The organism is Paenibacillus zeirhizosphaerae (assembly GCF_030705605.1).
In the GTDB taxonomy this organism is placed as follows: domain Bacteria; phylum Bacillota; class Bacilli; order Paenibacillales; family Paenibacillaceae; genus Paenibacillus; species Paenibacillus zeirhizosphaerae.
The window spans coordinates 86,619-99,241 of sequence record NZ_JAPCKK010000017.1 but is presented as its reverse complement, the minus strand read 5'-3'; the positions used below and the strand labels follow the sequence as shown (position 1 = coordinate 99,241).

Below are 12,623 nucleotides of genomic sequence, written 5' to 3'. Positions count from 1 at the left end.
TGGGGGCCTCCTTTCCCGAGATCATTTAATGTCCTGAATGAGATTGACTTGCTTGGGCCTCTTCACTGCCGGAAGCTGACGCTGTGTCGACCGACGCTTCCTCAGAAGAAGTATCCGTTTCGGACGGTGCATGCGCTCCGTGGCCTCCATGAGGGTTTTCGGAACCTTCTACAACGTATTTCGTAACAATCTCTTGGAACAAGCCTTCAGGGAATGCCGAATAAGTTGACTTCTGTCCTACGCCCGGTTGTGCGAGAGCAGCATAACCTTCTTCCGTAAGCGGGTTGTTCTCCTGCTTCGCTTCATTCACCCATTGGTCGTATTGCTCGCGAGATACAGCATTCACGTCAAATCTCATTTGCGCAAAATGCTCGCCGCTGAAGTTGGCACCGGAACCGTAATAAGTCCCTTGCTGATCTGCCTGCAGATGCAGGGTCATAGCCATGCCGGACATCGTATAGATCTGACCGCCGAGCTGAGGAATCCAGAAGGAGTTCATCGGTGCATCGGATGTCAATTCGAAACGAACCGGCACATCCTCGGGAATAGTCAGTGTGTTCACAGTCGCAATGCCTTCATCGGGATACATAAACAACCATTTCCAGTCCAAGGAGGTAACCTGAATGGTTATCGGCTTCTCTGCAGAAGCTAAAGGCTTGGAAGGCTCCAGATCGTACGTATATCTTGCAGTGATCACTGCAATCACGATAATAACAATGATCGGAATCCCCCACCAGATGGTTTCCAGCTTCACGCTGTCATCCCAATGCGGCTTGTATTTCGCCTTGCTGTCCGGTCTGTCACGGTAGCGCCAGATAATCACGAAGGTCATGATCATAACCGGGAGAATGACTACCGCAGCCAGAACGGTAGTGATAATGATCAGCTCTTTTTGCGCTTGGCCAATTGGTCCCTGTGGATCGAAAACCCAGTAGCTTCCGCCCGAGAAAAAACACGTCCAAATGATCAAGGCTACCGTGAGCACGGTCAAAACCAATGCAATAATAGCTTTTGGTTTTTTGTTCATGATGTTCCCCTCTCCTTAAAATGTGCTCGAACTACGCACCCATTACAATCTGTCCTTATATAAGATAGCAGAAAATCACTCGTTTTTTTGCGTTGTTAACAAATTTGTCGATATTTCTTTTGATTTTGTGAATTTGATCTCAAAAAAATATTTTTCTCTTGCAAATTACCTCTGGATTATGTTTGAAATTCTGTAATGAAAAAGCTCAGCTTTGCTGCAAACTGATGCATTCTATAATCTTAAAAAAGACCTCCGACGCAGCGGTTCCGCTCACCGAAGATCTTTTCAAAATTCATGAAAAACAAATTTACGGATACCTCTATCTTCTAGCGAAGGTCGCTGCCTTCCTCCTGCTCTTCCCTTTTGCGCACAGCACCCATATATTTCCCCAAAAAGTAAATAAATATACTTCCGACCACAAAACCGATACCGATCATGAGCCCTAAGTTGCGGTCACTAAAGAAGCTCAGGTTGACAATGATTGTGACCAAACCTATGATTAATGCCACCCAGAAAAAGGAAGTCATGACCGATACGGACTGCTTCATACGTTTGTCCTTCGTTTCCACTTTATTAATCGGCTGAGTTTTATAAGACATAACAAGCCCTCCTTCCGAAGCTCATTTCTAAATCGACGATACCTGATAAGTATCCCGCAAAAGCATGGAAACCATGTAACGCTTATTAAACATAAAGCGAGCCTCACTAAACAAAAGAAAGGGATGGATCATAAAAGTCCATTGATCGGTGGCTCCGCTTTTTCCTATACTGAGACGCTCCGAGAACGAAGCATTCCTTCAATCGCTGATACCCCCGAATTTCTATTTTATTTTTAGAGGATGAAATTCGGGGGTAAAGACGAACGCTCCGCTTTTCCGGAATTGCTTCGTCCTCTCCGCTGCTCCGTGCTTCTCCCAATCAAAGAAATCACCAAATCAAAAGGAACTTGTTGGATTACATGAATTAGTAAAAAAGGCCGAGAATAGGAGTTAGTACACCCTATTCTCGGCCTTTTTTACCCGAAGAAAGAAAAATAGAAAAATTCCTTATCAGAAGAATTACTAAGGAAGTCCACCGGTCAAGAGTGACCGTTCCACAATTGAACTCGATCCTTGATCAGCTTCGTGTACTCCTGTTCCATTTTAACCGCACCTGCCGCGTCAAGCTCTGCAAGCATCCCGTCGTATACTGCATCAAAGCTTTCAGGTGAGCTCAGGATGGCTTCCGGGATGCGTTTGCGGATAATATCCTGTGTTTTTTCGAAGGTAACGTGGTAATTGGAGCCTGTCTCAACGGTCAGATTGTAGGCGGCTCCCCACGGCTTGACTGGAAATTCCTCCTTAGCCGGGAACAGCTCCTTCCAGGTGTTGACCCCATATGCTTTCAGCGTTTCTTTCTCAGGCTCGGAATAGGATGCGATAATTTGCTCCGGAAACTTGGTTGTATAGTAATTGCCTGTGGAATCTTTAACTCCATCGCCGTAATGCCCGCTCATCAACGTATACAGATCGATGCCGGTATTTTTTTGGAAGCTGGTGGCATTGTTGTTCTTCTCGTTCTGCACATCCTCCGGGATGACCCGCTTGCCGTCCTTCACCTCGTAATGCTTGCCCTCGATCCCCCAATTGAGCAGCACTTGACCTTCTTCGGAAGCAAGGAAATCAAGGAATTTAATGGCCCGCACCGGGTCTTCGCAGGAGGTCGTGATGCCCACACCGTAGCCTGAAGTAAAACCTGTATCCTGGAAAGAGCGATCTTTATATTGTTCGGACAGAGTGACCGGGAAATGGGCATACGTAGCATCCGCTTTGCCTGCGGTTTTCAATGCATTTTCCGCATCCTGGTAAGCCCATTCCTGGTCAATCAAGCCAAGTACCCGGCCGCTCGCGATTTTGGATTTGTACTGGTCGCTTTTTTGGACAAAGCTTTCCTTATCAAGCAATCCTTCGTTGTACAATTTGTTCAACCAGCGGAAATATTCCTTTTCTTCCGGCCGCTTGTAGTGCAGCTTGGCCTCATGGGTTTCAGGATCAATGTAATACTCCCCGTCATCCGGGGCCCCTGTCGCCAGAAACGCCGGATTGGTCACCGTAATCATGATTCTCCAGTCATCCGCATCCAGTGTAAGCGGGATCGTGGGCTGTCCGTCAATCGTCGGGTGTTTCTCTTTATAGGTTTTCAGGACGTTTTCAAAATCTTCGAGTGTCCTCACCTCCGGATATCCGAGCTCCTTCAGCACCCTGTGCTGAATCTCGAATCCCCCTAAAGCATCAAAGTAGGTCTGATCAATTCCGGCATAGGAAGGAATCACATAAATAGAGGGATCCTCAAGACTGTATTTCAAACGGTTCATGTAGGGGCCATACAGCTTCTTCAGATTCGGCGCGTGTTCATTGATCAGATCCGTCAAATCGATCATAGCACCGGCGTCCACCAGCTTGGCCACTTCCGCTTTGGCCGACACCAGATCCGGATATTCGCCGCTGGCGGCCATGAGAGAAATACGGTCTTTACCGCCGTCGCTGATTGCAAATTCCGCATCAAGGGTAACCCCCGTTCGTTTAATGATTTCCTGTCCGACCTCATCCTTCATGTTATTCCACTGCGGGCTGGAGTCGGCACCGAAAAAGGTAAACGTAACTGGGTCGGTTCCACTGCTGGATGTATCCGGCTCTGCCCCGCCCCCACAGCCTGCGAGCAAAGAAAGAGCCAAAAGTGGAACGACCGCGAATTTGGTAAGCTTTTGTCGCATTATGTTAGTTCCTCCCAGAAATCAAAGTATGCTTTCAGGACTTGACCGCACCAAGCGTCATGCCTCCGACAAAATATTTTTGCAGAAAAGGATACACCAGCAGGATCGGCACGGTAACAACAATGGTAATGGCCATCTTGATGGATTCCGGCGAAATCTGTGTCATTTGCTGAGCCATGTCGTTGGCGTTTCTGACCGCACCGCTGCCACCCTGCTGGGTGCTCTGAAGCACCTTCATCAGCTCATACTGCAGCGTGGTCAGGTGTTCTTTTGAACCGTTGTACAAATACGTGTCAAACCATGCATTCCATTGTCCGACAGCCAGAAAAAGGGCGATTGTAGCCAACACCGGCTTGCAGAGCGGAAGAATAATCCTCCAATAGACCGTAAAGTCATTGGCTCCGTCCAGCTTGGCCGATTCCTGCAGCGCATAGGGAAGACCGTCAATAAACGAACGTACGACGAACACATTAAATGCGCTTACAATCCCAGGTAAAACATAGACCCAGAAGGTGCCGATCAGGTGCAGATCCCGCATCAGAATATAGACCGGAATCAAGCCACCGGAGAAGTACATAGTCAAGGCCAGAAATACAGAGATAAATCTTCGACCTTGAAAATCCACTCTGCTCAGGGTGTACGCCAGCATCGATGCGCTGAGTAAACCAAGCAGCGTCCCTACCAGCGTACGCAGGATTGAAATTTGGAGCCCCTGGATAAGTCCTTCATACTGAAAAATGGTCTTGTAGTTCTCCAGCGTAAATTGACGGGGCCAAATATAAATACCGCCGCGGACGGTGTCCATCGAGTTGTTCAGTGAAATGGCAAGCACGTTAAGAAAAGGATACAGCGTAATGACCAGCACCAGCATCATGAACAAAATATTGAAGACATCAAACAGCTTCTCCGATTTCGTCGCGTTAAAGGCTTTATTTGTCAACGTTGCTCCTCCTCTACATAATGCTTTCTTTCGTAAATTTCTTGAACAGACCATTCGCCGCGAACAGCAGAATAATGCTGACAATCGAGTTGAATATGCCGATAGCCGTACCGTAGGAGAACCTGCCCATATTCAGACCATAATTCAGGGCGTACAGGTCGAGTACCTCCGAGTAATCCGTGACTAGGCTGTTGCCCAGCAAAAATTGTTTTTCAAAGCCGATGCTGATCAGGTGACCGATGGACATAATGAACAGCACCGCAATGGTGGACCGGATACCAGGCAGTGTAATATGCCAGATCTGCCGGATCCGGCTGGCTCCGTCCACCCGGGCCGCCTCATATTGCTCCTGGTCGATGCCCGTAATGGCCGCCAGGTAGATAATCGTGTTCCACCCGGTTTCCTTCCACACATCGGAAGCGGTTACAATATACCAGAACCAACTGCCCTTTGCCATGAACTGAATCGGCTCATTAATCAAGTGCAGTCCCATGAGCACGTCATTGATAACACCGCCGTCAATCGACAGCATTTTGGTCACTATACCTGCAACTACTACCCAGGATACAAAGTGGGGAAGATAAGAGACGGTCTGCACAAAGCGTTTGAACACCATTCCCCTCAGCTCATTCAACAGAACGGCGAACAGGATGGGCACAGCAAAACCAAAAATAATACCGAGTCCGCTCATGGCCAGCGTGTTCCGCAGCACCAGGTAAAAGCGTTCGTCCTGAAAAAGCTCTGCGAAATGCTTAAAGCCTACCCACTTCTGCTCGGTGAATGAACGAGCCGGCTTGTAATCCTGAAACGCCATCGTCCATCCCCATAGTGGAAGGTAACTGAACACAAACACCCATATGACAAAAGGAAGTGACATCAGGTACAGATACTTCTGCTGGACAACAGTTCTCCAGAAAGCAGCCTTGTGCCGTTTGGACTTGGCTTTGTTCTTGGAGGTGTTACCAGACTCTCTCTTGTTATGTGGAGCGGGTTGAGTTAACGTGTTCATAGCTGTCCCCCTTCTTTTTATACTACTCAAATGATACCGCTTACATTTATAATTTTGTACCTGCTTTATTAGAGCAAAAATCCGGTCAAAATTAGATATTCCCTCTCTCGTCAACGCAAAAGGTCAAGAACGTTAGGGAAGCAACTCCCCTCTGTTCTTGACCTTTTGCACCAGCCCCTATCGCGGCTGATCCTTCTTCAGGCTGAAGCTCCGGTAGGCGGAAGGAGAACAGCCCACATATTTTTTGAACTTTGCGTGGAAGTAGTCCGCATTGGCATAGCCTAGATGCTTCGCAACCCTGTGAACTTTCATTCCCTGGACAAGCAGCTCTTTGGCACTCTCGATCCTCACTTTATCCAGATAAAGGTTAAAGGATTCACCCGTGTAACTCTTAAACAACTTCCCCAGATAGGCACTGTTATAATTGAAAGCTTCCGCCAGCAGTTCCAGCTTGAGATTTTCCCGGTAGTGAGCATGAATGAAATCTACGATCTGCTTCATAACCGTCTCTTTACTGCTTGCGCACAGACTTGCCATAAGCTGCTTCAGCCTCAGATGCACGCTCCCTACCAGCTCAGGAAGTGAGCGCTGTGCATAGACTTCCGCAATCAGAGAGGATGGCTCGAACGACGAACTGCCCAGTTCATGTCCAGCCATAAATTTATTCAAAGCAAGTGTCAGAATTCGCGCAAATTCCTCTTTTATAGTAAGCTCGCTGCTTTCACGGGACAAACACGCCCTCCCCATGTCCTGCAGAAGCCGCTCCACCGCTTCCTTGTTGGCTACCTCCAGCGCATAATAGAGACGGTCTGCCAATTCCCGCACCGGCATTTGATCTACACCTTCCAGGACAGCAGGCTCGCAGCTCTTTGGCTCTTCCCATGCCTGGACTGGCCAGTCGGAATCCAGCAATACCCTGTCTCCCCGGAACAAAAAGCGTCGTTCGAGAAGACGACTCGCTGCATCACAGGATGCTTTGAGCTGACCCAGTGCAGCCACTTCCTTACCTGCCGCAGCATATACGGCTGCAACGTAGGAGGACAAGGCCCCACGGATTTCTTCCAGAAGCTCCGACGCCTGTGTCGGTCTCTTCAAGGATCGTCGCAGCAATATGCCGGTATGAGCGCCGGCTGTAAAAACAAAGCCGTAGCCCCGCTCACTGCATATTTCCGACAACCGCTCCCTGGCCGCCGCCATTCTGCCCATCTGGTCCGCACCGGGAAGGTGAATATCCAGCAGCATCACCTGGTAAGAGGGCCATTGCAGTTCCGGGGGAATATATTCGAGCTCTGCGTTCCCGCCTTTGTAGGTATTCAGCAGTAAGCGCTCCAGGTAATCGCTGCGCCTTTGTTCTACACTTGCCCCATTCTCTCTATTGGCCGCCCTCTGGCTCTCCAGCACACGGTATATACGCTGCAGCTCTTCAGCCATCTCCTCTTCATCGACAGGCTTGAGCAAATATCCGTCCGCTCCGACGACGATGGCCTGTCGCGCATACTCGAAATCGGCATATCCGCTCAATATCAGAAAATGGAGCGGTAGGCCTGCTGTTTCCTCCTGTATTTTCCGGATGACATCCAGCCCGTTCATGCCGGGCAGCCGAATGTCCATAATGATCAGATCAGGCTGTACGCGCTCCAGCTTTGCCAAAGCTTCCCTGCCGCTGCCAGCCGTATCTGCAACCTTGAAGCCAAGAGCTCCCCAATCCATGATGGTAGTCAATCCTTCCCGAATCGCCGGTTCATCATCCACAATCATTACATTATACAATGGGTCTCCTCCTCCACAGGCAAAGTAAAACGGACCTTCGTTCCTTCTCCCACCTTGCTGTCCATCCGAATTCCGTGATGCTCCCCATACATCAGAGTTAGGCGCTGATGCACATTCCGCATGCCGATCCGCCCCACTTCCGCCCCTTCTTCTCCTTTGAAGGACGCCTTCACCTGTTCCAGCCTGGCAGCCTCCATCCCGTTGCCGTTATCCTCAACCTCAGTATGGAGACTGCCGTCATGCAGAGAGACGGTCACCTTCACGCTAACCGGCTCCTCCTTGTTTTCAAGACCGTGCACAACGGCGTTCTCCACTAGCGGTTGAATGATGAGCGGCGGAATACGAGCCATCAACGCGGCCTCATCCACGGCCACCTCATATTGCAAACGCTCTCCATAGCGGAATTTCTGAATTTCCAGATAGGAGCGGACCATCACCAGCTCCTCCTGCAGTGTCGTATATCCCCCGCCGATTTCAATATTTTTCCGCATCAGCTTTCCCAGCAGCCTCACAACTCTTGCAATCTCCGTCTCCCCCCTAATATGAGCCTTCATCCGGATCGATTCCAACGCATTAAACAAAAAATGAGGATTGATCTGGCTTGCCATCATTTTCAGCTTAATATCCTTCTGGGCCAGCTCTAGCCTGCTGTTTTTCTCACTCGTATCATACACCTGCCGCATCAGCTCGTTGATGCTCTCCACCATCCGATTGAACTGGCGCGATAAATCGCCGATTTCATCGCCGCCATCCACCCTGGTAACGACATTTAAATCTCCGCGTGCAACCGCATTCAAATCTTCGCTCAGCCGCTGCAGACGCTTTGTAATCAGCAGTGATATCATCGTCACCAATATAAGCGCCGTAACCAGCACCATCAAAATGCAGACAAAGCCGATCAAACTGATACGATTAGCGCCGCTTACAATGTCAGCCGTGGAAAAGATGGATATGACCGTCAGCCCGCTTATGCTGGACTCCGGCAGCAGTTCATCCACAATAATGTTAGCGGACTCCCCGTTGACCTCAGCTTTGTAGGTTCCCTTGCCTCTATTATGAACATCAAAGCCCAGCTCCAGCTCTTGCAGCGTCCTGCCCACCATATCAGGGTCTTTGGCGGCAACCACGATCCCCTGCTCATCGGCAATCATCGTGTTAAAAGGCTCCTTGCTAAGCATGGCATTCAATTCCCCCTGATTGATACCCATAACAAGCACACCGCTTGTACGGTGCTCCGGGAACGGAACTTGTCTGACCAAGCTCAGTAGATTGGGCATAGGGCCTGCTTCATTGCGGATATAGTACCAGTGAATCTCCGTCCCGGTGAGCGCCTCCTTGAACCATAAGGCATTTTGCGTGTCGGCATCCACTGGAATGAACTCCAGATTGTTGACCAGTGTAGGATTAAAGGAATAGAAGCGCAAACTTTCGATTTCCCGGTACTGCTCCCTGTACTCCTTGAAGTCATCGAATTCATGGTAGGCCTTCGTTAAATCCAGCATGCCATCATAACGCCGGTTGACAACCGCGTTCAATTTGCTGTCAAACATCAGCAGATTGGATATGTCCGTAGGCACGCGCAGCAGATTGCCCGTCTGCGCCTTGATCTTTTCCACATTGTTGACGGTCTGTGCAATTGCGCTTTGCAGCGCCTGTTCCCGCAGATAGACGATCACGGCTCCCCCGACCAGCAGTACGGGAATCATCACGATCACCACGTAAGAAAACAGCAGCTTGTTCCTCATTCGGATATTGTTGATGATGGACGGTACTCTCCCCACAAATGCTGCCCCCATTTTATAAGCGCTTTCATAATTCTTAAAGCACAGAGCCTTTTTGCCATAATCCAAAAAACCTCCTTAGTGACCAAACGTATCAGAGGAGTACATAAATGGTCTCAAATCTCTGTTTAATTTCGTCATTAAGGAGGTCCGGCAATACATATCAATTGTTCACTTCTAGATAGGCTCTATAAACACATCCTGTGGAAGCGCATATGGATTGTCTTTAGCGATCCGGTCGTAAAACATGACTCCGTCCAGATGATCCAGCTCATGCTGAACCACGATCGCCGTGTAGCCTTTAAACGTATAAATTTGCTCTTTCCCTTGCGCATCCGCCGCCTTGACCTTGATTTTGGCGTAACGCGGCACATAACCAGGCACATACCGGTCAACCGAAAGGCAGCCTTCCCCGGATTCGAGATAAATCATGGCGGCCGAATGGCTGATAATTTTCGGGTTGTACAGCTCGCACACAGCCGTTGCCTCCCCGGATTGGATATAAATCGCGCACATTCGCTTGTTAAGGCCGATCTGATTGGCGGATAAGCCAACACCGGCCCGCAGACCGTATTCGGTAGCCTTCTCTTGATGCTGGCTGTTCTTGAGATAGTCCAGCATCAGCTCCATCCAGCGGCGGTCCCCCTCACTTGGGGGCAAAGGCACAGACTCTACACGCTGCCGCAGGATAGGGTCTCCTTCCCGTACAATATCATTCATTAAAAGCATCTCGGGAACCGGCAGATTATTCATTCCTTTTTGCCTCAACTTCCTGCTAAAATATATGGATGTGACTGTGAAAAGTTACCTTTTCACCTTGCGTAAAATTATATCGACGACTCAGTAAGTTTGTCAAAGTATCTGGTAGGATGACACATGCAATAAGAAGACCATTCTGCTGTTCCTATGAATAAACGGGCAGCTCCGAATGAGGAACTGCCCGCATGGAAAGCATAACAGAAATTGAAGGGGTCAGGATGGCTGCTCCAATTTGCTTTCGGAGGCACCATGCAGGCTGGCTTTAGGATTCCCTGCAGTCCAGGCTTCATAATATTGAGAATTTTTACCATATGAGTTATCTATAACTACACTCGGCATATCCAGCAGACAGGACAATATATGACCATGCAGTCTAGAGGTGCGGACCTCCTTGTAGGAGCTGAACAGGTTGATCGCTTTATTCATCAAATAATCGGTATATTTATACCAGAAGGTTCGGGTTGGCAGCGGGCCGCCAAGCTTCTTGTCCAAACGGTAAAATTTCTGGAAATAGACAATACCACGGACTTCCATCGGGGTAAACATCGTATCCCAATCCAGCCGATTGCTGTCATCCGCCTCTCGGTCAAACTGCTGCTGTCCAGCAACCGTCTCAATATCTGTACGCAGAAAATAGAGCACGTCCTTCCGTGGCCGGGCTGTCGGCTTCAGCGGCCAAAGCTGATGCGCCATATCCGGGCACATGCGGATCTTGCATTTATGGAACTTCGCCGTTGCGAAATCATAGGAGCGCGCATCCCGCACGAAGATATGCAGATCAGGATGGTTGTTGAAGAGGGCAGCGGCCATGTCTGCCTTGCGCTCACTTTCAAAATGAATGGTCTGCGGCATCACAACAATACGGTGAGATGGAAAGTCGCGTACAACTCTCTCCCGGAGACCCTGGTGATTGGCGTATAGATCGCCAAAGTTCCCTCCGCCATGACATACAATAATCCAGTTGTCCGGAATGCTCAGCTTCTTGGGAAAGTCCATCGCACTGTAGCGGGCACGGACTTTGATATTGTAATCACGGAAGAAAGCCTCCGTTCCCTTCATGATCAGCACGTCCCCGCCGTTGTTATATACGGGGTAATCCACATAAATGATTTCCGAGCCCTGAGGCACCACCTCAAGAATTGCCTTAAGCTTCTCCTTCAGCTCATCCATTGGATGCAAGTTCGCCATCGTTCAGATCTCCCTTCTTTCGCTTCTTTTGTATGACCTGTATCAGGAAGGTCATATCCTCCCTGTCGAACACGATCCGCCGCAGCGGAACCTTGAAGAACACCGGAAAAGAGAACACGGAAAAGGCAAGACGAACGCAAGCCCCGGCAAGCAGTGCCAGCGCAATCCCTTCCAGTCCGAGCAGTGGTGTAAATATGAAGAACATGGCGACCGTGATCGCATAAGCTGCGATCTGGCGGATGAGCACCAGTCCCGGGCGGCCGAGAGCATTAAATGCGGAAGCCAAAATCCATGAACCCCCGCCGATGATGCATTCCAGTGAGAGCAGATAAAAGGTTACATCCGCCTCCAGAAAAGCGGACCCGTACAGCAGTCCCAGCATATACCGGCCGATGAACAGACTCGGAATAATGACAACGAGCATAATCGCCATGGATATGCGGAAGGCTCTGCCGACAGTTTCAATGATTTTCGGTTGGGACAAGCCCGCTACACGCGGAAAGGTTACATTGGTCACCGCATTCTGCACAACATTGAACACTCTGGATAATGCATATACAACGGAGTACAATCCGAAATCACGCGGAGCCAGCAAAGCTACAATCACAATTTTGTCCGTCTGCGTGGACAGCGTGCCCATCAGCTCCATGCCGTAGACCCGCGCTCCATAGCTGTAGTAGGGACGGACCACTTTCTTATCCATAAACCAACGAAATCGGCGAACCTGCACCGACTGGCTCAGCTTGTAAAAGGTCCACAGCAGTGCGGCCAAACTGGCTGCGAAGTTGATGGCCGCCGCAACAGACACATTCAGATAGCCAAGCAGCCATACCACAGTCAGTCCCACAAAATTGATAAACGGATACAGGAAGAGCAACCCGTTATAGATGTTGAATTTCTCCAGGCTCTGGGACAGTGCCGTCGTCAATGCCGTGAGCACCGCCAATGGAATGGCGGTCAGACAGTACAACCTGGATAGCTGAATAATGTCCGGTGAATATCCGTTCAGCCAGACCGGCATGAACAGCCAGGCAATCCCGCCAGCCAACAGACATGCGGGGAGTTGTATCCATAGAGATAATCCGATCAAATCTTCAATGCTGCCTGTCTTCTTTTTGACGTTGTAGATCAGGGAGGTGGGCAGACCGAAGCTTAGGACACTGCCGATCAGCGCTGGCCAGAAAATAACGGCCGCCAGTTCGCCCTTTCCCTCAACCCCAAGCATTCGCGCGGTTAATATCGAAGTAAGCGTCGTGACGATTAGCACGAAGAAATTGTTAAAACTAGTCCGCATAATGGTTTTGGCCAGGCTATCACCTGTAAAGACTTTTTTGGCCGCCGTCCAAGCGCTCATCTCACTCACATCCCTGCTCTGCTTCTATTCCAGCCTTCATTCC

General features: G+C 49.6%; 10 protein-coding genes. All 10 read right to left on the bottom strand.

The window, feature by feature from the left end:
* Window positions 1–25 precede the first annotated feature (25 nt).
* Entirely contained in the window at window positions 26–1,027 is a 1,002-nt protein-coding gene (gene cyoA, locus OIN60_RS14825; RefSeq protein ID WP_305755652.1) for a ubiquinol oxidase subunit II, read from the bottom strand.
* Between the two features lie 326 nt (window positions 1,028–1,353).
* Complete coding sequence (locus tag OIN60_RS14820; protein ID WP_305755651.1) at window positions 1,354–1,626, bottom strand: hypothetical protein; 273 nt, start codon at window positions 1,624–1,626, stop codon at window positions 1,354–1,356.
* Window positions 1,627–2,105: 479 nt separating this feature from the next.
* On the bottom strand, window positions 2,106–3,779 hold the full coding sequence (locus tag OIN60_RS14815) for an ABC transporter substrate-binding protein (RefSeq protein WP_305755650.1): 1,674 nt from the start codon (window positions 3,777–3,779) through the stop codon (window positions 2,106–2,108).
* Between the two features lie 34 nt (window positions 3,780–3,813).
* Window positions 3,814–4,719 (bottom strand): carbohydrate ABC transporter permease, encoded by a 906-nt coding sequence (locus OIN60_RS14810; protein ID WP_305755649.1) that lies wholly within the window; start codon window positions 4,717–4,719, stop codon window positions 3,814–3,816.
* A gap of 13 nt (window positions 4,720–4,732) precedes the next feature.
* Window positions 4,733–5,728 carry an ABC transporter permease gene (locus OIN60_RS14805; protein WP_305755648.1) on the bottom strand — a complete coding sequence of 332 codons (996 nt, stop codon included), beginning with the start codon at window positions 5,726–5,728 and terminating at the stop codon, window positions 4,733–4,735.
* 177 nt (window positions 5,729–5,905) lie between these two features.
* Window positions 5,906–7,498 (bottom strand): response regulator transcription factor, encoded by a 1,593-nt coding sequence (locus OIN60_RS14800; RefSeq protein ID WP_305755647.1) that lies wholly within the window; start codon window positions 7,496–7,498, stop codon window positions 5,906–5,908.
* Complete coding sequence (locus tag OIN60_RS14795) at window positions 7,486–9,294, bottom strand: cache domain-containing sensor histidine kinase (RefSeq protein ID WP_305755724.1); 1,809 nt, start codon at window positions 9,292–9,294, stop codon at window positions 7,486–7,488. The genes OIN60_RS14800 and OIN60_RS14795 overlap by 13 nt, the downstream gene beginning before the upstream one ends.
* 162 nt (window positions 9,295–9,456) lie before the next feature.
* Window positions 9,457–10,032, bottom strand: a complete 576-nt coding sequence (def, locus tag OIN60_RS14790; RefSeq protein ID WP_305755646.1) for a peptide deformylase — start codon at window positions 10,030–10,032, stop codon at window positions 9,457–9,459.
* 219 nt (window positions 10,033–10,251) lie between these two features.
* The gene (locus OIN60_RS14785; RefSeq protein ID WP_305755645.1) at window positions 10,252–11,226 is read right to left on the bottom strand and encodes a polysaccharide pyruvyl transferase family protein; all 975 of its coding nucleotides are present in this window, start codon (window positions 11,224–11,226) and stop codon (window positions 10,252–10,254) included.
* The gene (locus tag OIN60_RS14780; protein ID WP_305755644.1) at window positions 11,201–12,580 is read right to left on the bottom strand and encodes a lipopolysaccharide biosynthesis protein; all 1,380 of its coding nucleotides are present in this window, start codon (window positions 12,578–12,580) and stop codon (window positions 11,201–11,203) included. The genes OIN60_RS14785 and OIN60_RS14780 overlap by 26 nt, the downstream gene beginning before the upstream one ends.
* Window positions 12,581–12,623: the final 43 nt, after the last annotated feature.

What these genes read in the sequence shown, in the direction of transcription:
- cyoA (WP_305755652.1), bottom strand. Translation starts at nt 1,027, where the DNA reads ATGAACAAAAAACCAAAAGCTATTATTGCATTGGTTTTGACCGTGCTC.
- OIN60_RS14820 (WP_305755651.1), bottom strand. Translation starts at nt 1,626, where the DNA reads ATGTCTTATAAAACTCAGCCGATTAATAAAGTGGAAACGAAGGACAAA.
- OIN60_RS14815 (WP_305755650.1), bottom strand. Translation starts at nt 3,779, where the DNA reads ATGCGACAAAAGCTTACCAAATTCGCGGTCGTTCCACTTTTGGCTCTT.
- OIN60_RS14805 (WP_305755648.1), bottom strand. Translation starts at nt 5,728, where the DNA reads ATGAACACGTTAACTCAACCCGCTCCACATAACAAGAGAGAGTCTGGT.
- OIN60_RS14795 (WP_305755724.1), bottom strand. Translation starts at nt 9,294, where the DNA reads ATGGGGGCAGCATTTGTGGGGAGAGTACCGTCCATCATCAACAATATC.
- def (WP_305755646.1), bottom strand. Translation starts at nt 10,032, where the DNA reads ATGAATAATCTGCCGGTTCCCGAGATGCTTTTAATGAATGATATTGTA.
- OIN60_RS14785 (WP_305755645.1), bottom strand. Translation starts at nt 11,226, where the DNA reads ATGGCGAACTTGCATCCAATGGATGAGCTGAAGGAGAAGCTTAAGGCA.
- OIN60_RS14780 (WP_305755644.1), bottom strand. Translation starts at nt 12,580, where the DNA reads ATGAGCGCTTGGACGGCGGCCAAAAAAGTCTTTACAGGTGATAGCCTG.